General features: G+C 45.7%; 18 protein-coding genes and 1 tRNA gene. 7 read left to right on the top strand and 12 right to left on the bottom strand.

The annotated features are described in order from the left end of the window. The 4 genes from hyuA to ygeW are packed head-to-tail and all read right to left on the bottom strand — an operon-like array spanning position 1 to position 5,150. Positions 1-1,386: a D-phenylhydantoinase gene (gene hyuA / locus A9587_RS10505; RefSeq protein ID WP_105263561.1), complete on the bottom strand. Its 1,386-nt coding sequence runs from the start codon at positions 1,384-1,386 to the stop codon at positions 1-3. Between the two features lie 52 nt (positions 1,387-1,438). Continuing rightward, on the bottom strand, positions 1,439-2,650 hold the full coding sequence (locus A9587_RS10500; protein ID WP_001107131.1) for a YgeY family selenium metabolism-linked hydrolase: 1,212 nt from the start codon (positions 2,648-2,650) through the stop codon (positions 1,439-1,441). 58 nt (positions 2,651-2,708) lie between these two features. After that, positions 2,709-3,905 carry a diaminopropionate ammonia-lyase gene (gene dpaL / locus A9587_RS10495; protein ID WP_000110506.1) on the bottom strand — a complete coding sequence of 399 codons (1,197 nt, stop codon included), beginning with the start codon at positions 3,903-3,905 and terminating at the stop codon, positions 2,709-2,711. A gap of 57 nt (positions 3,906-3,962) precedes the next feature. Next, on the bottom strand, positions 3,963-5,150 hold the full coding sequence (ygeW, locus tag A9587_RS10490) for a knotted carbamoyltransferase YgeW (RefSeq protein WP_001360948.1): 1,188 nt from the start codon (positions 5,148-5,150) through the stop codon (positions 3,963-3,965). Between the two features lie 478 nt (positions 5,151-5,628). Between ygeW and A9587_RS10485 the strand changes: the two genes are divergently transcribed. Continuing rightward, positions 5,629-7,407 carry a sigma-54 interaction domain-containing protein gene (locus A9587_RS10485; RefSeq protein WP_001517013.1) on the top strand — a complete coding sequence of 593 codons (1,779 nt, stop codon included), beginning with the start codon at positions 5,629-5,631 and terminating at the stop codon, positions 7,405-7,407. Positions 7,408-7,446: 39 nt separating this feature from the next. Here A9587_RS10485 and xdhC read toward each other — a convergent pair whose 3' ends face one another. The 3 genes from xdhC to xdhA are packed head-to-tail and all read right to left on the bottom strand — an operon-like array spanning position 7,447 to position 11,109. Beyond that, on the bottom strand, positions 7,447-7,926 hold the full coding sequence (gene xdhC, locus A9587_RS10480; protein WP_001016641.1) for a xanthine dehydrogenase iron sulfur-binding subunit XdhC: 480 nt from the start codon (positions 7,924-7,926) through the stop codon (positions 7,447-7,449). Next, positions 7,923-8,801 (bottom strand): xanthine dehydrogenase FAD-binding subunit XdhB, encoded by an 879-nt coding sequence (gene xdhB, locus A9587_RS10475; RefSeq protein ID WP_016249155.1) that lies wholly within the window; start codon positions 8,799-8,801, stop codon positions 7,923-7,925. Before xdhB ends, xdhC begins: the two co-directional genes overlap by 4 nt. 10 nt (positions 8,802-8,811) lie before the next feature. Next, the gene (gene xdhA, locus A9587_RS10470) at positions 8,812-11,109 is read right to left on the bottom strand and encodes a xanthine dehydrogenase molybdenum-binding subunit XdhA (RefSeq protein ID WP_105263562.1); all 2,298 of its coding nucleotides are present in this window, start codon (positions 11,107-11,109) and stop codon (positions 8,812-8,814) included. Positions 11,110-11,497: 388 nt separating this feature from the next. Between xdhA and actS the strand changes: the two genes are divergently transcribed. Both actS and A9587_RS10460 read left to right on the top strand, forming a co-directional pair. Next, positions 11,498-12,253 carry an amidase activator ActS gene (gene actS, locus A9587_RS10465; RefSeq protein WP_001517011.1) on the top strand — a complete coding sequence of 252 codons (756 nt, stop codon included), beginning with the start codon at positions 11,498-11,500 and terminating at the stop codon, positions 12,251-12,253. Between the two features lie 78 nt (positions 12,254-12,331). Continuing rightward, positions 12,332-12,405 (top strand) — tRNA-Gly (locus A9587_RS10460). 39 nt (positions 12,406-12,444) lie between these two features. Here the strand turns inward: A9587_RS10460 and A9587_RS10455 are convergent. The 5 genes from A9587_RS10455 to A9587_RS10435 form a co-directional block, all read right to left on the bottom strand. Further along, positions 12,445-13,851: a winged helix-turn-helix domain-containing protein gene (locus A9587_RS10455; RefSeq protein ID WP_105263563.1), complete on the bottom strand. Its 1,407-nt coding sequence runs from the start codon at positions 13,849-13,851 to the stop codon at positions 12,445-12,447. Positions 13,852-14,515: 664 nt separating this feature from the next. Continuing rightward, the gene (locus tag A9587_RS10450) at positions 14,516-14,998 is read right to left on the bottom strand and encodes a hypothetical protein (protein ID WP_001517003.1); all 483 of its coding nucleotides are present in this window, start codon (positions 14,996-14,998) and stop codon (positions 14,516-14,518) included. Further along, entirely contained in the window at positions 14,985-15,800 is an 816-nt protein-coding gene (locus A9587_RS10445; RefSeq protein ID WP_010378573.1) for a winged helix-turn-helix domain-containing protein, read from the bottom strand. Before A9587_RS10445 ends, A9587_RS10450 begins: the two co-directional genes overlap by 14 nt. Before the next feature lie 344 nt (positions 15,801-16,144). After that, the gene (locus A9587_RS10440) at positions 16,145-16,777 is read right to left on the bottom strand and encodes a helix-turn-helix transcriptional regulator (protein WP_001517001.1); all 633 of its coding nucleotides are present in this window, start codon (positions 16,775-16,777) and stop codon (positions 16,145-16,147) included. 458 nt (positions 16,778-17,235) lie between these two features. Next, the gene (locus A9587_RS10435; RefSeq protein WP_000036848.1) at positions 17,236-18,465 is read right to left on the bottom strand and encodes an amino acid permease; all 1,230 of its coding nucleotides are present in this window, start codon (positions 18,463-18,465) and stop codon (positions 17,236-17,238) included. 255 nt (positions 18,466-18,720) lie between these two features. Between A9587_RS10435 and A9587_RS10430 the strand changes: the two genes are divergently transcribed. From A9587_RS10430 to araE, 4 genes are all read left to right on the top strand, one after another. Then, positions 18,721-19,902, top strand: coding sequence for an acetyl-CoA C-acetyltransferase (locus tag A9587_RS10430; RefSeq protein WP_105263832.1), 1,182 nt, complete (start codon positions 18,721-18,723; stop codon positions 19,900-19,902). Between the two features lie 288 nt (positions 19,903-20,190). Beyond that, entirely contained in the window at positions 20,191-21,027 is an 837-nt protein-coding gene (kduI, locus tag A9587_RS10420; RefSeq protein ID WP_000383241.1) for a 5-dehydro-4-deoxy-D-glucuronate isomerase, read from the top strand. Between the two features lie 29 nt (positions 21,028-21,056). Next, entirely contained in the window at positions 21,057-21,818 is a 762-nt protein-coding gene (gene kduD / locus A9587_RS10415; RefSeq protein WP_000602501.1) for a 2-dehydro-3-deoxy-D-gluconate 5-dehydrogenase KduD, read from the top strand. A 314-nt stretch (positions 21,819-22,132) separates the two neighbouring features. Next, on the top strand, positions 22,133-23,551 hold the full coding sequence (gene araE / locus A9587_RS10405) for an arabinose-proton symporter AraE (protein WP_000256427.1): 1,419 nt from the start codon (positions 22,133-22,135) through the stop codon (positions 23,549-23,551). Positions 23,552-23,577: the final 26 nt, after the last annotated feature.

Below are 23,577 nucleotides of genomic sequence, written 5' to 3'. Positions count from 1 at the left end.
TTAGAACACGGGAGGGACAAACGGTTTGCGTCGCAGGAAACGTCCCCGTCCGGCTTTGCCTGTAAAGGTGCCGTCACAGAAAATCGTTTCACCACGGGATAGGGTTCTGACAATTGCACCCTGGTAGGTAAAGCCCTCCCAGGGCGAGTAGTCAGCGTTGTCGTGGAGATGGCGATGCTGAATTTGCTGGCTCTGATGTGGATCTATAATCACTACGTCACCATCTGAACCGGGCGCTAATGTTCCTTTTTGTGGCCACAGGCCAAACAGTCTGGCGGGCATTGCACTGGTTAATTCAACAAAACGCTCCGGTGTGATACGTCCGGTCATTACGCCGCTGGAGAACAGCAACTGCATACGATTCTCCACACCGGGAAGGCCATTTGGGCAACGGCTGAAATCACCTTTGGAAATCTGCTGGCGCTGGGCCATTGAGAAGGTGCAGTGATCGGTCGCCACCACGTCAATCGCACCATCGCTGATGCCGCACCACAGCTTGTCCTGCTCGCGAACGTTGCGCAGCGGTGGGCTAAGAATAAATTTCATGCCGTCTTCTGCGTCATAACTACGTTCGTCGAGCAGAAGATATTGCGGACAAGTTTCAACCCAGACAGGCTGGCGGTTCGCGCGGGCAAGGCGCAGATAATCCAGGCCTAATCCGTTAGACAGGTGGACGATATAGAGCGGTACGTTACCGGCAAGTTTTGCCAGGTTGATCATTCGGGCGATGGCTTCCGCTTCGCACTCCAGCGGTCGACTCAATGCGTGATAGCGCGGCGCGGTTAGCCCGGCAGCGATAAACTCCGCCCGCTTACTGGCGATAGCAGCATCATTTTCCGGGTGTACGGTGGTTAGCGCGCCGGACTCATGCAAACGGCGTAACGCCTGTAACACTTCGTCATCGTTGAGTTTGTATTGATAGGTTAAATAGAGTTTAAAACTAGTCAGCCCTTCTTCGACCATCATCGGAATTTCATCGAGGATAGCGTGATTGATATGCTGGATAACACCGTGAAAGCTGTAGTCGATGACCGCTTTATGGGCGGCATAACCACGATAAACTTCCAGTTGATGGCGTAACCGGCAGCCGTTTGGGCCAAATCCCATATGGTCAATAATGGTTGTTGTACCGCCACACGCAGCCGCGCGGGTGCCGGTAAAAAAATCATCACAACTGCGCGCAATGCCGACATCAATATTAAAATGCGTATGGACATCCACGCCGCCTGGGAAAACGTAACAGCCAGTGGCATCAATTTCTTCATAAGGGAGCTGCGGCGAAATATCGTTACCTAACTGGCGAACAATCCCGCTTTCAATCAGCAAATCCTGCTTTGCTTGCCCATCAGCGTTAACAACAGTGCCGTTTTTGATCAATACACGCATAGCAAACTCCAGAAACCCTCCGGCGAACCAGAGGGGAATAAGTGATGAATAATTATTCGGTTGCCAGCCAGCTTAATGGGATTGCCGCATACATAGCGGCACAGGTTACCAGGTGAGATTTCCAGGTTTTTTCGTTTGGCGCGTGCGCTTCAGGTTCTTTACCGGGGCCAAAGCCGATAACCGGAATACCGTGACGGCCCATGATGGAGACGCCGTTAGTTGAGAATGTCCACTTATCAACGACCGGTGCTTTGCCGAACAGCCCTTCGTAGGCATTCACCAGCGCTTTAACGGTGAAGTGATCTTCTTCTACTTTCCAGGTCGGGAAGTAGCATTCGGTTGGGTAAACCAGACCAGTCCAGGACGGACGGTCGTAGTTGTACATAGAAACGACTGCGTTGGCTTTCTGTACCGCAGGCAGCGCGCGGATTTCATCCAGTGCACCTTCCCATGTTTCGCCCCAGGTCAGACGACGGTCAATAGAAACTGCGCAACTGTCTGCGACAGCGCAACGACTTGGGGAGGTAAAGAAGATTTCGGAAACGGTCAGCGTACCTTTACCGAGAAATTCGTCATAGCCCAGACGTTGGGACAGTTCTTGTAATTCGCCAAGAATTGGGCCCATTTTGAAAATGGCGTTATCTCCGCGTTCTGGTGCAGAACCGTGGCAGCTAACACCCTGAACATCAACACGAATTTCCATACGACCGCGCTGACCACGGTAGACCTGGCAGTCGGTCGGTTCAGTACTGACCACAAATTCCGGACGAATACCGGATTGTTCAATAATGTACTGCCAGCACAGACCGTCGCAGTCTTCTTCCTGCACTGTCCCCGTTACCAGCAGGGTGTATTCATCTTCCAGCCCCAGATCTTTGATGATTTTACCGGCATAAACCATAGACGCCATGCCGCCTTCCTGGTCAGAAGTACCGCGACCGCCGATCAGTTCATCAGTTTCCATACCTTCGTACGGGTCGAATTCCCAGTTTTTGATGTTGCCAATACCGACGGTGTCGATGTGAGCATCCATTGCAACCAGACGCGGGCCGTGGCCGATATAACCGAGAACGTTGCCCATCGGGTCGATTTCAACTTTATCGAAACCTACTTTTTCCATCTCTTCTTTAATACGATGCACTACGCGTTTTTCATCGCAACTTTCGCTGGGAATCGCAACCATATCGCGCAGGAAGCGGGTCATGTCTGCCTGGTAATCTTTTGCTTTTTCAAGAATCAGTTTGAATGGAATATTCTTAGCCATTATTTTTCTCCAGATTTTTGACTCCCCGTTTGGCGGGGAGCTATTTCCAATAGGGTGATTATGGTGCTACAGAGTGTTTGCCTTCCCAGACAACTTCGCGGTAGTGCTTCACGTCAGTGTCGCCTTCAGTGCTGATAACCAGCACCACGGCATCTTTGTTCAGCGCCAGTTTTTCCATCAGACTTTGACGTTGCGGGTGATAATGAACAGCCGCAAGAACGCCTAAACCGACAGCGCCAGATTCACCGGAGATGATGCGCGGATCGTTGCCGTAGGGATTACCCAGCACGCGCATACCTAATGCGGCAACGCTGTCCTGGCAGGAGATGAATTGGGTGGCACAGTTACGTAAGATTTCCCAACCCAGCGGATTCGGTTCGCCGCAGGCCAGGCCCGCCATGATGGTGGCCATATCGCCGCCAACGTTAACGATGTCGCCTTTGACGCCAGAGCGATAAATACAGTCAGCTTTGTCAGGTTCAACAATGATGCTGTGCAGATTTTGAGGACTATAGACATCCACCAGATATCCCAGCACGCCGCCGGCCATTGCGCCGACGCCAGCCTGCAGCAGGACGTGAGTTGGCGTAACGCCCATTTCACGCATTTGCTCAACAGCCTCATCCGCTAATGTGGCGTAGCCCTGCATGATCCAGGTTGGGATTTTGGTATAGCCTTCCCAGGCGGTATCTTGTACGACTTCCCAGCCGTGTTGCTGAGCGTGTTGCATGGTCAGGCGGACGGTATCGTCATAATTCATGTCGGTGACGATGCACTCGGCGCCGAGGTTCAGAATGGCGTCTACACGCTCCTGAGCAGAACCTTTCGGCATGTAAATCACCGCGTTTTGACCGAGTTGTTGAGCAGCCCAGGCAACACCGCGCCCGTGGTTGCCGTCGGTGGTGGTGGCGAAGGTCATCTTTTCGCCAATGGCATTTTTCAGATGCTCAAATGACAGTGTTTCGATATCCAGATGATATTTTTCGCACAGTAACTGAGCGATAGCGTACGCACCGCCGAGCATTTTGAAGGCGTTCAGACCGAAGCGTTTTGATTCGTCCTTAACGAGAATTTTCTTTACACCAAAAAGAGTTGCGAGATCGTCCAGCGCACAAAGCGGTGTTGGGCGATAGCCAGCAATTTTCTGGTGAAACTGGCGCGCCAGTTTTGCCTGGTTTTGCGAAAAGAGCGGTGATGTTTCGCCGTTGAAAAATTTGTTATCGACGATATCAACCTTCAATGAGAAAACGGACATATCCTATCCTTTTGGCCTCTGGAAATAGAGAGCCGACCTGCCGATCGGCTCGAGGGGTTATTTCACGCGTTCTTGCGCTTCTTTCAGCAGTTGTTCGAGCAGTGCACCAGGTTTGGAATATTTACGGGAAAGGATCATCGCGGCGATGATATAGGGTTTCCAACTGGCTTCTTTGTAGGTAGCGATACGGTATTTTTCGAATACGCCTTCCGTGACTTCACCTTCTTTGCAGGATACGCCGCTAATATCGGCTGGCAGACAGTGCATATACAGGGCTTCACCGTCGCGGGTGAGTTCCATCATCTCTTCAGTGCAATGCCAGTCTTTATGTTGCGCGTTCTGTGCCAGGCACTGTTTTTCCAGTGCTTTTAAGCCTTCGTGATCGTTCGCGCGCAGCAGTTCAGTTCGCTCTTCCATCACTTTATAAGGTGCCCATGACTTCGGATAAACGATGTCTGCGTCTTTGAATGCTTCTTCCATGCTGGTGACCTGACGGAAGCTACCGCCGGATGCTTTAGCGTTGTTTTTAGCCACTTCAACGACATCCGGAATCAGGTCATAGCCTTCCGGATGAGCCAGGGTGACATCCATACCGAAGCGAGTCATCAGGCCGATAATGCCTTGCGGTACAGAGAGCGGTTTACCGTAGCTTGGGGAATACGCCCAGGTCATGGCGATTTTTTTACCTTTCAGGTTTTCCAGTGAACCAAAGTGTTCACGTAACCATGCCAGGTCGGCCATAGACTGAGTCGGGTGGTCGATATCGCATTGCAGGTTAACTAAAGCCGGACGCTGCGGCAGTACGCCCTGTTTGTAGCCGTCGTCAAGCGCGGCTCCCACTTCACGCATATAGGCGTTGCCTGCCCCCAGATACATATCGTCACGAATACCGATAGCATCGGCACAGAAGGAGATCATATTGGCCGTTTCACGAACGGTTTCGCCGTGCGCAATTTGTGATTTACCTTCATCAAGATCTTGCTGCGCCAGGCCGAGCAGATTAAGCGCGGAAGCATAAGAAAAACGGGTGCGGGTAGAGTTGTCGCGGAATACGGAAATACCTAATCCACTATTAAAGACTTTGGTCGAGATGTTTTCAGCACGCAGTGCTTTTAACGCTGCGGCAACGTCCAGTACTTGTTTCAGTTCATCTGGCGTCTGTTCCCACGTTAACAAAAAATCTTTCTCGTGAAGGTGAGAGGTCAGCGAATTGATATCCTTAATCAGCTCATTAACAGTTTTCATCATAAAGTCCCGATAGTGGAATGACAGGCAAAGTGGTTTATTTCACTGTGACATGCCAATGTGATTGGTGTTTTCACAGCTATACCAGGAACTAACAATAAACATGCCAGAATTATCTGCATGGTTATGAAATGCTAATTTAACGAATAATGTGTGGGTTTGATCACAAATTATTGATGTGCTATGGAACATCAAAATATACGGAAACGATTGGCTTTTTTTATGCAGTTATTTATTTGCTGCTAAGCATCAGAAATAAGATAAAGAGGCAGGTAAATCGACGTCAGTTTGATAAATGCACTCCCGTAATTCTCATATTGATATAGAAATGTGATATTACTTCCATAATTTCATTAGAAAATGATAAAAATCCTATGTTTTTAGCAAAGCTATATTTGTCTGAGTTAATATCGTCATGACCTGTGAACCATCAACGTCTTCAATGATCGACTTTTAAGTGATTCTGGAAGGTAAAGCTATGGAGCTTGTTTCTACGCAGTCAGTATTGATGCAAATTCAACCAACAATTCAGCGTTTTGCCAGAATGCTAGCCAGCGTTTTGCAGCTTGAGGTTGAGATCGTTGATGAAAACTTGTGCCGCGTCGCTGGAACTGGCGCATATGGGAAATTTCTTGGTCGCCAGTTGAGTGGCAACTCGCGCTTGCTCCGCTATGTCCTCGAAACCAAAACCGAAAAGGTTGTGACACAATCTCGCTTCGATCCCCTTTGTGAAGGTTGCGACAGTAAAGAGAGTTGTCGTGAAAAGGCATTTCTGGGCACGCCTGTTATTCTACAGGAACGCTGTGTCGGGGTAATAAGTTTGATTGCTGTTACTCATGAGCAACAAGAACATATCAGTGATAATTTACGCGAATTTTCAGATTACGTTCGCCATATATCGACTATTTTTGTTTCAAAGCTTCTGGAAGATCAGGGGCCAGGAGATAATATAAGTAAAATATTCGCTACCATGATTGATAATATGGATCAGGGAGTATTAGTTATTGATGAAGACAATCGTGTTCAGTTTGTTAACCAGACTGCATTAAAAACTCTCGGTGTTGCTCAAAATAATATGGTTGGGAAACCTGTTCGTTTCAGGCCATTAACATTTGAGAGTAATTTTACTCATGGCCATATGCAGCATATCGTTTCGTGGGATGATAAAAGTGAATTGATAATTGGTCAGTTGCATAACATACAGGGCCGACAGTTATTTTTAATGGCATTTCACCAATCTCATACCAGTTTTTCCGTGGCGAATGCCTCTGATGAACCGCATATTGAACAATTAGTTGGCGAATGCCGGGTTATGCGGCAATTAAAACGACTCATTAGCCGCATTGCGCCTAGCCCATCCAGTGTTATGGTCGTTGGTGAAAGTGGCACCGGGAAAGAAGTGGTGGCTCGCGCAATCCATAAGCTGAGTGGACGGCGGAACAAACCATTTATTGCTATCAACTGTGCGGCGATTCCGGAGCAGCTTCTGGAGAGTGAGCTGTTCGGTTATGTTAAAGGCGCATTTACTGGCGCTTCAGCCAACGGCAAAATAGGGTTGATTCAGGCGGCGAATACAGGCACGTTGTTTCTTGATGAAATTGGCGATATGCCATTGATGTTGCAGGCTAAATTACTGCGAGCTATTGAGGCGCGTGAAATCCTGCCGATTGGTGCCAGTAGTCCAATACAGGTCGACATCCGCATCATTTCTGCAACCAACCAGAATTTAGCCCAGTTCATTGCCGAAGGTAAATTTCGCGAAGATCTCTTCTACCGACTCAATGTCATTCCTTTAACTTTGCCACCGCTGCGTGAACGTCAGGAAGATATTGAACTGCTGGTGCATTACTTTTTACATCTACATACCCGTCGTTTGGGATCGGTTTACCCAGGTATTGCTCCCGATGTTGTGGAGTTACTGCGTAAGCATTATTGGCCAGGGAACCTGCGAGAGTTAAGCAATCTGATGGAATATCTGGTCAACGTTGTTCCTTCTGGTGAAGTCATTGACAGCACGCTTTTGCCACCCAATCTGGTAAATAACGGTGCGATGGAGCAAAGTGAGATGCCAGAAGCTTGCGAGGCACATTTGGCACTTGATGATACTGGAGGCACGGCGCTGGAGGAGATGGAAAAACAGATGATACGCGAGGCGCTTTCACGTCATAACAGCAAGAAGCAAGTTGCTGATGAACTGGGTATCGGCATTGCTACCCTCTATCGTAAGATTAAAAAATATGAGTTGTTAAGCGTGTAACCACGGTAAATCCGGCCTGAATTCAGGCCGGATTTCGTTTTACTTCGTTTCTTCGCAGTCCAGTACTGTATTCACAATCATCTGATAACCGGTGCAGCGACAGAGATTTCCCGCCAGGCCACGACGAATCTCCGTAATGGTTAATGGTTTCTCTCGTGGTTTCGCCAGCATTGCCGTGGTGGCCATAATCAGCCCTGGCGTACAAAAGCCACACTGCACTGCGCCGGATTTCGCATAAGCCTGTTGAACATGAGAAAGTTTGCCACCTTTTGCTTCGCCTTCCAGCGTGCGGATCTCTTTTCCTTCAGCCCATGCGGCCAGGTATAAACAACTGTCGATTGCCGTTCCGTCAACCAGTACTGTACAGGCACCGCATTCGCCAACGCAGCAACCTTGCTTGACACTAAGCAGTCCTTGTTCGCGGAGCATCTCCGAAAGTGGCATTCCTGGTGCGGCGTGAAGCTGAAAAGGCATACCGTTAATGACACATTCAATGGTAATACTTTTGCTGTGATTCATTGCAATGTTCCCCCCGCCGCGGCGACGGCTTCGCTAATGACTTTTTTGGTCATCGTCTGGATGAGATGCAGACGAAACTCTTTACTTGCACGCCAGGAAGAACGCGGGGCGACATCCTGTAGGACTGATTCGCTAATAGCTTCCAGCGTTTGCTGAGTTAATGGCGCGTTTTGTGCAGCCTGTTCAGCATGTTGGCAGCGAATCGGCGTTGGTGCGGCAACACCAAATGCCAGGCGTAATTCACTGAAATTGCCGTTGTCCAGGCGGCAATGAGCAGCGCAACCGATGGTTGAAATATCCATCGCGTCGCGCATGGCATATTTAAAATGCGCGCTACCTGCATGTTCTTTCGGTTGCGGTGGGAAATGAAATGCGACAAGGATTTCATCATGCTCAAGGGAAACCTTGCCCGGCCCGGTATGAAAGCCGTTAATCGGGACGAAGCGAACACCGCGCGGGGAGTGGATCTCCAACTTCGCGTCATATATCAGTGTTGGCGTGGCTGAGTCTGCGCTGGTGGCACCGTTGCAAATATTTCCACCGTAGGTCGCGACGTTACGGATCTGCGGCCCGGCAATTGACGAAGCCGCAGCACATAACGCCGGGAGATGACGCTGGGTTAATAGATTTTCAATTAACTGGGTAAAGGTTGTCGCGGAACCGATTCGTAGCGCGCCATCTTCCGCCAGCGTAATCCCCCGAAGATCTGCCAGATTGTGGATATCAACAATATGACGGTAACGGTCATTGTGATGGTGGAGCTGAATCAGCACGTCAGTGCCACCGGCGAGCAGTTTGGCCTGCGGATTGTGAGTCAGCAGGTTGATGGCATCGGCAAGGGTGGTTGCGCGATGGTAAGATGCAAAATCAAACATGATGTTATCCTCAAATCAATCCTGCCAGATGGAACTCTTCGTATAACCGTTTTGGCGTCAGCGGCAGGGTATTGATTGCAACACCGGTAGCCATTTTCACCGCGTTACGAATCGCAGCGGCGACAGGAATTATTGGCGGCTCACCCAGTGACTTATGTCCGTATGCGGATTGTGGTTCATTGATTTCGACAAACGCGCTTTCCAGTTGTGGCAGATCCGGCATGGTCGGCATTTTGTAATCCAGCAGATTGGGGTTACGTACCACACCACTTTTCGCATCGATAATCATCTCTTCAAATAACGCCCAGCCAATGCCCATTCCCATTCCGCCGTGAACCTGACCTTCAGCCAGCAGCGGGTTAAGAATATGGCCCGAATCATGGACGTTGAGGATGCGATTGATGGTCACTTTACACAGCGCAATATCAACCGTCAGATCAACAAAAGTACAGCCAAATGCCGGTGGGTTAGTGGTGGTTTTGATCGAGCTTTCAGCAGAAAGTTGCCCGCCGCGCTCAGGATGATAAAAAGCATCCATCGCCAGATCTTTTAACGACAGCAATGGCTCTTCCGGCCTTTTAACCAGCGCGATATGGCCTTTTATCAGTGTCAGATTCATCGCTGACTGATGTAGCATTACAGCGGCATGAGCGATGATTTTCTCTTTCAATAGCAATGCAGCACTGCGTAACGCAGGCGCGGCAACATAGCTCTGGCGTGAAGCAAACGCACCTGGATCGAATGGCGTAATATCGGTATCTTGTGTCGAAATCACGCGGACATCGCTGACCGGAACACCCACGGTTTCAGCCACCATTTGCGAGAACACAGTGTCGGCACCCTGACCGATTTCCGTAGCGCCGCTTTGCACGTTGATAGTTCCATCCTGATTCATCAACAAGCGTGCGCCCGCGATTTCTACACCAACAGGCCAGGTGTTAGAGGTGTAGCTAAAACAGGCAACGCCAACGCCGCGGCGCAAATTGCCTTGCAGGTTCTGGCACTCTGCACGTCGTTTTTCCCATTCAAAGATTTCCCGCCCTTTTTCCAGACACTCAGGTAATCCGGCACTGTAAATGCGTTTTCCAGTGAGTGGATTTGCATCGCCTTCACGGGCGGCATTACGTAAACGAATTTCTACCGGGTCAAGATCTAACGCGGTAGCGGCGTCATCCAGCATTGATTCGACGGCAAAAACGACTTGCGGTGCGCCATAACCACGCATTGCGCCAGCCGTGGGTAGATTGGTATAGCAGGTCTTTGAGCTGTAAGCGTAGGCGCAACGAGGATAAAGATACGCGACTTTGTTACCACCTGCGGAAGCAATGGAATGGCCGTGAGAGGCATAAGCACCCGTGTTGGACAGAACATCCAGACTATAGCCTTTCAGCGTACCATCGTGGTTAACCCCCATTTTCCCGTCAATGGTAAAAGCGTGGCGGGTACGGGTCGCCAGGAAACACTCTTCACGACTAAGGGAAACTTTCACCGGAATACCGCCGAGCTTGCTGGTCAGGAATGCCGCCATTGGCTCCTCCAGCACATCTTGTTTATTACCAAAACCTCCACCGACAAACGGTTTGATTACCCGCACGCATGACCAGGGAATATCCAACGCCTGACCGACAACGCGGCGAACAATGTGCGGGATCTGCGTACTGGAGACGATGGTAATTCGCGCGTCATCCTCCATCCACGCCAGCGATGTCACACTTTCCATGTGGCAATGTTGAATGACGGGGGTCTGATAGTGTCCCTGCACCTGGTAATCGGCGGCATCGATTGTTTGCTGGACATTGCCCGTAGACATCGTGCTTTGCTTAAGCAAATTACCGCGGCTGTGAATTTTAGCGGCGTCTTCTGCAAGTGCCGCTTCTGGTGTGGTGATAACGGGTAATTCTTGCCACTCAATACTGACTAATTGCGCTGCTTTTTCTGCTGTGAGTTCATCTCGGGCCACGACGATGGCAACGGCATCACCATGATGGCGAACATGGCGAGTTAACAGTGCGCGATCGGCGGTATCGCGTTTATTTTCGTCAAGTGTCCAGGCATGCCCTGCCGTGGCGAATGGGATATCCGGTACATCTTCCCAGGTAAAAATAGCCAGTACGCCAGGCAGACTTCTGGCTTGTTCATCATTAATACTTACGGCATAACCATGTGCGATAGGACTACGTACATATTTCGCGTAACACATGCCCGCCATAACATAATCGTCAGTATATCGTGCCCGCCCGGTAACCTTAGCAATGGCATCTACGCGCATACATGATTCACCTGTAGCGGTTGCTTCCCGCGCTTCCATAGAAATCCCCTTGATTTGAACATTTGGTTCTTATGGCAATGATTTAGTCTTTGAAGGCAAGAATTACGCCAGAAACGACTATAAGCATGAGGGGAGGAGGGAAGTGTGATGTTGTTAATAAAACGCCAGGGATGATGTGGTTTTTATCAGCAAAGCAAGAGAGGGCTGTGTATCAATATGAGTGTGATAAAAATCATTGTGATAAATGAATATTAGGAGGCAGTCAGGATGCTTTCTTTTTCGTTATGATGTACTAATGGTGGTTATCCTATCCTAATAGATTCATTAACAATTCTTGATTTGTACATCCATTTTCCGAGCAATGGATTGGGTATCTGACAGGTGACTGCTATGATATAGCGTCTTGTTTTTTGAGCGAGGAAAGATTTTGAGCGCAGGACGCCCGAATAAAAAAATGCTGGGTATCGTGATGCTGTTATCGGCTGGACTGCTTCTGGCGGGCTGTTCGGGTAGCAAATCATCAGACACAGGAACGTATTCCGGCTCCGTTTACACCGTGAAACGGGGGGATACGCTTTATCGTATTTCACGCACCACGGGAACAAGCGTAAAAGAACTTGCCCGGCTCAACGGCATTTCTCCCCCCTATACCATCGAAGTAGGCCAAAAGTTGAAACTTGGTGGGGCAAAAAGCAACCGCAGTTCGCGGAAATATACTGCCAAATCAACGACGAAAACAGCGTCAGTAACGCCGCCGCCAGTGGTTCCGAAATCTTCATGGCCTCCTGTTGGACAACGTTGCTGGTTATGGCCAACGAGTGGAAAAGTTATCATGCCTTACTCAATGGCAGATGGCGGCAATAAAGGGATTGATATTGCTGCAGCGCGCGGGACGCCAATATACGCAGCCGGTGCCGGTAAGGTGGTGTATGTCGGTAACCAATTACGCGGCTACGGTAATCTCATCATGATAAAACACAGTGAAGATTACATCACAGCCTACGCTCATAACGACACGATGCTGGTAAACAATGGGCAAAGCGTTAAGGCTGGGCAAAAGATAGCGACGATGGGCAGTACTGATGCAGAATCCGTGCGGTTACATTTCCAGATTCGTTACCGTGCTACGGCAATTGATCCTTTGCGCTACTTGCCGCCACAGGGCAGCAAACCAAAGTGTTGATGGTGAATTAATCAGCAGTCAGTAGCAAGACACTTGCTAAGAAGAGCGTAAGGTTTATAATGCCTTACGCATCTCAAAGCGGGCGTAGTTCAATGGTAGAACGAGAGCTTCCCAAGCTCTATACGAGGGTTCGATTCCCTTCGCCCGCTCCAGTTTTTTTACGTCCTCATATATTATTTCTTTATAATGCATCAAGCTACCGCATATTGATTATTAAAATCGATAGTATTGTTATAATTTGTCAATTGCCTTAGTTTTTGGATGTTGTTAATAATAGCTAAATGGTGTTCTTTCTCTGTGCCGTGATAAGAGAGTACGCTTTTTTTATTCTGCATTGTAGAGACATATGCATCAATGGATTTTTTTATTATCGCAGTTTTATGTATTTTTGGTTCAAGTAACAGTGATTGTTCTATACAAGAGATTGCATCCTCAATTCTTTCATTATATATGTTTACCAGTGACTTATAGTAGTATAGGGAAGCGACATCTAATATTTTTATTTGTGCATGATCAAAAAAAATACGTGATGTTGTTGCTTGTCCAGAAAGACCAGTTATCAACCCCATAATTCCTAATATCTTACCATCAAAAATAGCTTTATCTGATACCTTATCTATAAATTCTAATGCCTTTTGAGTAGCATGTTTATGTTCATATATACCATGAAGAGCCAGAGACATATGGCATTCAGCTAACAGACAATAGCATTCATTTATTAGTAACTGAGTATTGTATTTTTTTATCAGGTTTTCAAATATAGTTATTGCTTTGACAATGCTTTCTGGTGTGAACTCATTTAGTGCATTTTTCCCAGCAGACATTTCTTTGGATAAAACATGCTCATTAGATGATTCGTTTTGGCTAATTAATCCTGGTGCAGTTTCAGGATCCTTCATGACCATATACAAGTTACTTATTATAAATTGTGATATTTTTTGTATATCATCAGCCTGAAGATGAGTGCTGGCAACAAGATAAAAACTTTTTGCATCGATCACCTCAACATATAAGCTGTTTGATGTGTCATGTTGGTTAATCCTTCCTGTTATAAAATAATCTGGTTTGAATCTGGCCAGAAAAGCTGTTTGGGATTTATTATCTATACAATACTGGGTTGCAGCCATTGGGTATATATATAGGTTATCGTTTTTTTTATTTGAAATGAACTGTATAAGCTCTTGGTTAAGTGTTAATGGATCCTGGTGGCTGTGAGACGTTGTAAATGGGAATAAAGCAATAGTGCTTCCTGCTTCATTATATTGATTTCCTTTTATTTTGAATACTTGTCCACTGAATCGGTAACCTTTTCTATATATGGTTTCTATACAACGGGTATAACCAACTTGTTCAAAAATACATCTTAATGAATATATACAACGTGTAAGGGACTCATCACTTACAATTACATTTTTCCACACGGATTCGATGATCATATCTTTTGATACAACATTGCCAGCAGATTCAAGCAATACAAATAATACACCTAGCTCTTTGGGGGGAATGTAAGATTGCTCATTCCCTTTAGTAAGAATACCATCTTCTGTCAGTATTATCCCATCAGGGAAATGATATGAAAATTTAATTTCTAAATCCATTAGCTAACCTCTGTGAATTTTATGGCTATTTGCGTCCTGCATGAGTAATAGATATGACTGATACTCATATATATTTCATTAAACTGTATATGACTTTGTATATACAAAATTCCCATGACTGTTGGCATTAATTTATCCAGAATTGCTTTGAATGTAATCTGAAATATTCTTAAGTAATGCATGTTAATCATGTATGTGTATAACTAATTGAAATACATAGATAAAAACTGGGTGTTTCATTTCTTAACTGAGCATTAATTTCATTTAAGAAAGATAAAATACTAAAAGGTAATCTATATATCGAGATACAATCTGTTTGTAGAAACAATATGAGTAACACTTCTATTCATTAGCTAACTATTGTTTTTGATATAATAGGTTAAGATAATCATATGCGCTTGCTTTTTGCACCGTTAAATCATCTATTTTTATAATGTAGCATCTTCGCCAAAGAGTGCTTTTGATGTTTTCTGACAAAAATATTATGTAAAGTAATTGTCATGCGGGGGAGGGATGTACTATTGGTGTTTTTATAGCGCGAGGGAGTTATGTATAAGAGTTTAGATGTACAGAATTATAAATTTCAAAAAATTATGGCGTGTTTCAGTACCAATAATATTCAAATGGTTATTTTTAACATTTTTGTTTCTATAGTGATATTATATTATCTTGCACAGTACATAATTGCTCTATTACTAATATTAAAAAGAAATCCATGATTACGTTGTTTTTGTATATTATAGCTTATTATTTTTCCTGAAAAGACATAAAAATCAGGAAGGAGTAGTGCAAGTTTATCATCCTCAACTTGATCAATAATATCAAATTTGTTTATTTTGTTGGAGATGAGATGCAAAGTATTATAATTTTCACTCCATGTGTATTCAATATCTCGTCGAATTGCTTTATAAACCTTTGTGTTTTGTTTCCATGTGCCACTCAGTGCAACTGTTCCAGTCTTTTGGTTTTTATTATACATAAAATCAAGAGTAAGATTGGCTTGCCCCTGGTCATTAAAAATCACCCAATTAGCCGTACATTTTTCATTATATGCGATTTGTTCTTTAGAATAATGATAGGCAATGAATAAAATAAACCCACTGATAAAGCATAAAACAATAAGCAGGACTTTTTTACAGCGAGTCACGATTAACCTCACGATAAGACAGAGTTAAACAGCCGGCAACTTCGTTATTACTGTAGTTTTTTTTGCATGCCATAACAATCAAACCCGGAGACGACCTGGAGAGTGAAAAATATAGCCACGGATATTTTTTACAGTCAATTCCTGACCCTAATATACGGTTCTTATATTTATCGAAATCTTTCAAACCATCGATGCTATCTTCTGCAACATTAAAATGACAACCATTTATTTGTGCAACAGTTCTGTAATCTTTGAAAAATGATCTGGGTTGACTATTATTCCATAGTAAAAATGCGGTAAGCAAACCTACACCAAACGCACTTAACATTGGTAAATAAAATTTAGAGCGCCAGAGTATGTTCCTGACATGATTATCTGGAGCAACATTTATGTCTCTAAGCTCATCTGTAACGTTCAGGCTGTGAGGAGAATTGTTCTTTTGAACATCTACTGAAGAGGGGAGGGTATGACTTCCTATGTTTATATCATTATTGATCTTGAACCCTTTTCTCGGCACGGTTGCAATAAGCGAATGCGTAGTCTCACCAACCGCACGAAATCCGCGTCTGATAATCGATATGTTTTGGTATAACGTGTTGACCGGTACACGCATACCTTCTTCTTCCCAGACTCTGGAGAAAAAATCTTGTTGGGCGACCACATCTGGAAAAGCTTCAAGTAGCAACGATAAACACCTGCTTGCTGGCGTTGTCAGAACGACGTTCAGCTCGGCGTCATGTACCGAAATTAATTTCCTGTGTTCCGGCCAGAACTCAATATTATTGTTAATAATCCAGTACATACGTCAATAAAATACGGCATCAAGAAAATTGAAATTAAATAGTTTGATAAGTATATTAGTATTTATCTAATAAATATATATTAATTTTATATTCATTCCGATAATCATGATTGCAATATGTTAATGTAACTTAAAATTCTATATGTATTAACAAATTTAACAGTTGTAACGACGTTTTTATGATTTTTCTCTCATGATGTCTCTTCATCTTTTGAGATAACACACAAAACTTACATGATTAAACTAAATATTTAACAAATGGCGTTAAAAGTGCGTGATATAAAATACGGGCATCTTTATAAATGCCCGTATATACAATAATTATGATTATTGATAGTTACGTTTCAATGCTGAACTGAGTTTGAACGTATAAACAATTCGTTAATTTTACCACCCATCCTTTTTTCAATTCTTTGCTTGTAGGCGTAGATGCTACGGATATCCATGTTGAGTGTTTCTGCAATCTGATATGGATTATAGCCAGAGACCATATGCCCCATTATGGTGAACTCCATTTGAGTTAACGTATTGCCTCTGGTAAACGACAGATAACGACCGATAAACAACTGTCTGATCTTTTCGTTAGCAACATCCAGTCCATCATCATTATATATAATGGCTGATATTGCTGGGTTATGTTTTCTCCAGTAATTAGCAAGAGATTGCATATTCCTGTCGCTTACCAATACAATTCCCATATCAGTACTCGTAAGATAGTCAATCCAGTCTTTATCTAAAAAAAGACGTAAAAAACTTACTGAAAAATCTACAAAAATGTATCCGCTTAATCGTGCGTTATGGTTTTTACTTAATATGCCTTCAACCACACCACGATTAAAATACGAACTATCTTCGGGCCACATACAAAAGCATGCGTTTGCACAATACTGCAAACGTGGTGACTTTTCTGGCATTATTTGACAATGCATTGAGCAACTATTGCATGTAAGACTTTTATATCTACTACAAAGTCTCATGTTAATAACCTCCCTATTCATAGATAATCGCATAATTTCATTGGTTATTGATGATGTCAATACACTCTGATTTAATAAGCTTTTAATAGAAATTTGCGTTTAATCTGTATTTGATATTATTCTCAATAAACTATTTAAGAATACGTCGTTAAGTTTTAAATATGGTTTGATTTCACTTGGTTAACCATATTGGCTTTATTGCAAATCAGATAACTACCTAATGCATTAGGAATATCTATACTGCAAATTGTTTTCGAATAACCAGAAGATATCTTGTAAATCTAAGTGAAGCATCTTAAATAGTCTTATTTAAGATGTTCAGATTTTTACTGATGATAACAGCTTGATAATGCTTGTTTATGCTATGAATAGTCAGAGGGAGGATTAATGGTGGGCAGGCATTGTAAGAATTGGAATGGTTCAAAATTATGACTATTTTGAACCATTCACCTCAGAGATTAACTAAAGAACATTACCGAAACGCACAAAATACCCACGATCAACGTAATTAGATTTCCGATGGAACGCCAGGGTTTAAGCGCAGGGATGAGGTACGTAGACAGTGTAGGCATGATAAAAAGAATCATGGCAATGAGCGGACCGCTGATTGCGTAGATCATCGAAATTGCGTTAGGGTTGATGCAGCAGACGATGAAAGTAATCAGTGATACCAACATAATTGACAGTGCGCGGTTAAATGCACGGCTTTTTTTAACCCCTACCTGCTGTAACGTTGTTTTGACTAATTCCGTCGCACCTTCAATAACGCCAAAGTAGGTGCCTAAAAATGATTTAGACATTGCAACTACCGCGACAATAATCCCAGAAATTGACAACCATGCAGGGGCATTTGGCAACATAGACAGTGCCGATAAAATGGTGACGCCTTCCTCTTTTGCCGTTTCAATATATGAAGGTGGAATTGATAACAGGCAGCTAAAGACAAAGAATAGCACGCTCACGCAGATGATGAGATAAGCGACCTTCATAATTTTTTTGCATTTATCCATAGCGTGTTCGCCGTATTTTTCACGTCTGTCGATGGCAAACGTAGAAATAATCGGTGTATGGCTAAAGGCGAAAACCATCACGGGAATCGATATCCATATCTGGTGAAGGGTATTCTGATTGAACTCTACCTGGGTTGTTAATAAAGAAGGCTGCCAGCTACCGACCAGGTAGATGGAAAGAAATAAAAAGTAGGCAATCAGCGGGAAAACCAAAAATCCCATTACCCGAATTGTGGCATGGCGTCCCATCAGAAAAATGAGATTCAGGATCAACACAACACCAAGACTCACCAGCATACGGATGCGTAGATCAATGGCCATATGCTTCGCCAGTTGTTCAGTGAGTGAGTTGGTGATTGCCACTGCATATATCAACACGACGACAAAAAAAGCAATGAAGTACAGAGTGGTAATCAGATTACCAATCTTCTTGCCATAGTAGTGAGTTACCGCGCCAGTGATCCCTTCGCCTGCTGATGTTTTTGAAGAAAGGATGAACTGGCACAAGGCCTTATGTGGCCAATATGTTAAAGGCCAGGCGACCAGTGCAGTAATAAACAGGACCACCGCTCCCGCTGAACCTAACTGAATAGGAAGGAAGAGTGTGCCTGCGCCAACGGCAGTGCCGTAGAGTGCGAAGCTCCAGAGAGTTTCTTCTTTTGACCAAATCTTAGACATTATTTGAACGTATCATCTACAAATTAAACAAAATGGAGGGCAATTTACCATAAACCAGGCCAGACATGGGAGATTAACGCTATATCAACCGTGGATTGGTGTGTTAGTAGATGCAAACCTTGCGTGCCAGCCTGGTATCTCCATCCCTCATTCCGACGAATTTCCTTTGTGATAAAAATCACTATTTTTAAACATTTAAGATAATTGTTGTTAACAATCATTTACTATTACGCGGTTAATTGGTGCGAGGTTGTGATGAAAGACGTTGTGATTGTCGGGGCGTTACGAACACCTATCGGTTGCTTTCGTGGAGCATTGGCAGGCCATTCCGCCGTGGAATTAGGCAGCCTGGTCGTGAAAGCATTATTAGATCGCACTGGTGTTGCAGCACATGCGGTAGATGAGGTGATTCTGGGACAGGTTCTGACCGCCGGGGCAGGGCAGAATCCAGCACGGCAATCAGCGATTAAAGGTGGTCTTCCCAACAGCGTTTCGGCAATTACCATTAATGATGTTTGTGGTTCCGGACTAAAAGCTTTGCATCTCGCCACTCAGGCGATCCAGTGTGGTGAGGCTGATATTGTTATTGCCGGTGGCCAGGAAAATATGAGTCGCGCGCCGCATGTTTTGACTGATAGCCGCACCGGAGCACAGCTTGGCGATAGCCAATTGGTTGATAGCCTGGTGCATGACGGCTTGTGGGATGCATTCAATGATTACCATATTGGTGTCACCGCCGAAAATCTGGCGCGCGAATATGGTATCAGCCGCCAGTTACAAGATGCCTACGCACTTAGTTCGCAGCAAAAAGCGCGGGCGGCCATTGACGCCGGACGATTCAAAGATGAGATCGTCCCGGTCAGAACGCAAAGCAACGGGCAGTTATTGATCGTTGATACCGATGAACAGCCGCGTACTGATGCCAGTGCAGAAGGGCTAGCCAGTTTAAATCCGTCATTTGATAGCCACGGCTCTGTTACTGCGGGAAATGCCTCATCCATCAATGATGGTGCTGCTGCGGTAATGATGATGAGCGAAGCCAAAGCGCGAGCGTTGAATTTACCCGTGCTCGCACGTATTCGCGCCTTTGCCAGCGTTGGTGTCGATCCTGCACTGATGGGCATTGCCCCGGTGTATGCAACCCGCCGTTGCCTGGAGCGTGTTGGCTGGCAACTGGCCGATATCGATCTTATTGAGGCTAATGAAGCATTTGCCGCGCAGGCGCTTTCTGTTGGCAAGATGCTCGAGTGGGATGAACGCCGGGTCAATGTCAATGGGGGCGCGATTGCGTTGGGCCACCCGATTGGTGCCTCCGGGTGCCGCATTTTAGTTTCTTTGGTTCATGAAATGGTGAAACGCAACGCTCGTAAAGGATTGGCTACACTCTGCATTGGTGGTGGTCAGGGGGGGGCATTAACTATTGAGCGTGACGATTAGATCTGTATTTCTTCCTTATCCGTTAAACATCTGCCGCCATCAATCTGCTTTATGATGATGGCTGGCACCGCTATGCACATTTCATATAAAACCTGACTTTTCTCCTTCTACCTGGCTGATTCGTGATCGGTACTACACTTTTTTCAATCCTTTTCCAGAAAATGAAACAATGTTTTATTTTTAATTGAAAACCATATCCCATGGGCATATCATCCCTTTAAAGAGAAAACGAAACGATGTTTCACTATCGTTTGTAATTTCATGCTTCACTGATTATCGGAGGTTGATGTGGACGTAAGACAGAGCATCCACAGTGCGCACGCGAAAACGCTGGATACCCAGGGGCTGCGCAATGAATTTTTGGTTGAAAAGGTATTCGTCGCGGATGAGTACACCATGGTTTACAGCCACATTGACCGTATTATTGTTGGCGGTATTATGCCGGTAGCAAAAACGGTTTCCGTTGGCGGGGAAGTCGGAAAACAACTGGGCGTGAGCTACTTCCTTGAGCGTCGCGAGCTGGGTGTTATCAATATTGGCGGTGCCGGAACGATTACTGTCGATGGTCAATGCTATGAAATCGGTCACCGCGATGCCTTGTATGTAGGTAAAGGTGCAAAAGAGGTTGTCTTTGCCAGCATCGATAGTGCCACTCCAGCGAAGTTTTACTACAACTGTGCGCCTGCTCATACAACGTATCCCACCAAAAAAGTGACTCCGTCCGAAGTGTCTCCGGTTACGCTGGGCGATAACCTCACCAGCAACCGCCGCACGATTAACAAATATTTTGTGCCGGATGTGCTGGAAACCTGCCAGTTGAGTATGGGGCTGACGGAGCTGGCACCGGGTAACCTGTGGAACACGATGCCGTGCCACACCCACGAACGTCGGATGGAAGTTTATTTCTATTTCAACATGGACGATGACGCCTGCGTTTTCCACATGATGGGGCAGCCGCAAGAAACGCGTCATATTGTGATACATAACGAACAGGCAGTGATCTCCCCAAGTTGGTCTATCCATTCTGGCGTAGGAACCAAAGCTTATACCTTTATCTGGGGCATGGTCGGTGAAAACCAGGTCTTTGATGATATGGACCACGTTGCCGTTAAAGATCTGCGCTAGTCGCGAGTATAAATGAATAAGGTATTATTATGATTTTAAATGCATTTTCTCTTGAAGGTAAAGTTGCGGTAGTCACCGGTTGTGACACCGGGCTGGGACAGGGAATGGCACTGGGGCTGGCACAGGCGGGTTGTGACATTGTCGGCATCAACATTGTTGAGCCAACAGAGACTATTGAACAGGTTACTGCGCTGGGGCGTCGCTTTTTAAGTCTGACTGCCGATCTGCGTAAGATTGATGGCATCCCAGCACTGCTGGATCGTGCGGTAGCAGAGTTCGGTCATATTGATATCCTGGTGAATAACGCCGGATTGATTCGCCGTGAAGATGCCCTCGAGTTCAGCGAAAAAGACTGGGATGATGTGATGAACCTGAATATCAAAAGCGTGTTCTTCATGTCTCAGGCTGCGGCGAAACACTTTATCGCTCAGGGCAACGGCGGCAAGATTATCAATATTGCGTCAATGCTTTCATTTCAGGGCGGGATCCGTGTGCCTTCGTATACCGCATCAAAAAGCGGCGTGATGGGCGTGACGCGCCTGATGGCGAACGAATGGGCAAAACATAACATCAACGTTAATGCGATTGCTCCGGGTTACATGGCGACCAACAATACTCAGCAATTGCGGGCTGATGAACAACGTAGTGCGGAAATTCTTGAGCGCATTCCTGCCGGACGCTGGGGGCTACCGAGCGATCTGATGGGGCCGGTGGTATTCCTTGCCTCCAGTGCTTCAGACTATGTGAATGGTTATACCGTTGCTGTGGATGGCGGCTGGCTGGCACGTTAATTTATTCAGTTTGCTATTAAGACCCTACCTGACGGCGGGGTTTTTTATTTCTGATAATCAGCATAATCCATATCATGGTTATGAAATAATCCATATTAATTATCAATTAATAAACTTTATGATTTTTATCTGCTTTAAAATTATATGCTTAATTATAATGTCATTAATTTCACTTAATTTTAAAAGTGTAATGTCCATCACATAACAGTATGTAGCAGCAGTTTAATCCATATTTATGATGTTTCCGACCTGACACCTGAGTTAATTGTTCACGTATTTTTTCACTATGTCTTACTCTGTGCTGGCAGGAAAAAATGGTTACTATCAATACGGAATCTGCTTTAACGCCGCGCCCTCTGCGCGATACGCGGCGTATGAATATGTTTGTTTCGGTAGCTGCTGCGGTCGCGGGATTGTTATTCGGTCTTGATATCGGAGTTATTGCCGGAGCGTTGCCGTTCATCACCGATCACTTTGTGCTGACCAGTCGTTTGCAGGAGTGGGTGGTCAGCAGCATGATGCTTGGCGCAGCAATCGGTGCGCTGTTTAACGGTTGGCTGTCGTTCCGCCTGGGGCGTAAATACAGTCTGATGGCGGGGGCTATCCTCTTTGTGCTCGGTTCGATAGGGTCGGCTTTTGCGACCAGCGTTGAAATGCTGATTGCCGCCCGTGTGGTGCTGGGGATTGCTGTCGGAATCGCCTCTTATACTGCACCTCTCTATCTCTCAGAAATGGCGAGTGAAAACGTTCGTGGCAAGATGATCAGTATGTACCAGTTGATGGTCACACTCGGCATTGTGCTGGCGTTTTTATCCGATACAGCCTTCAGCTATAGCGGTAACTGGCGCGCAATGTTAGGTGTTCTTGCCTTACCTGCAGTCCTGTTGATTATTCTGGTGGTCTTCCTGCCGAATAGTCCGCGCTGGCTGGCGGAGAAAGGGCGTCATATTGAGGCGGAAGAAGTGCTGCGTATGCTGCGCGATACATCGGAAAAAGCGCGAGAAGAACTCAACGAAATACGTGAAAGCCTGAAATTAAAACAGGGCGGTTGGGCGCTGTTTAAGATCAACCGTAACGTCCGTCGTGCCGTGTTCCTCGGTATGTTGTTGCAGGCGATGCAGCAGTTTACTGGTATGAACATCATCATGTACTACGCGCCGCGTATCTTCAAAATGGCGGGCTTTACGACTACCGAACAGCAGATGATAGCGACTCTGGTGGTGGGGTTGACCTTTATGTTCGCCACCTTTATTGCCGTCTTTACGGTCGATAAAGCGGGGCGTAAACCGGCGCTGAAAATTGGTTTCAGCGTGATGGCGTTGGGAACTCTGGTGTTGGGTTATTGCCTGATGCAGTTTGATAACGGAACGGCTTCCAGTGGTTTGTCCTGGCTCTCTGTTGGCATGACGATGATGTGTATTGCCGGTTATGCGATGAGTGCCGCGCCTGTGGTGTGGATCCTGTGCTCCGAAATTCAGCCGCTGAAATGTCGCGATTTCGGTATTACTTGCTCGACCACCACCAACTGGGTGTCGAACATGATTATCGGCGCGACCTTCCTGACGTTGCTCGACAGCATTGGCGCTGCCGGTACGTTCTGGCTCTACACCGCATTGAACATTGCGTTTGTGGGCATCACTTTCTGGCTCATTCCTGAAACCAAGAATGTCACGCTGGAACATATCGAACGTAAACTGATGTCTGGCGAGAAGTTGAGAAATATCGGCGTCTGATTTCACTGGCCGGATGTGCTGTACAT

This window comes from Escherichia sp. MOD1-EC6162 (assembly GCF_002965125.1).
Classification (GTDB): Bacteria; Pseudomonadota; Gammaproteobacteria; order Enterobacterales; family Enterobacteriaceae; genus Escherichia; species Escherichia marmotae.
The sequence above is the reverse complement of the archived record's forward strand: the minus strand, read 5'-3'. Positions and strand labels throughout refer to the sequence as shown.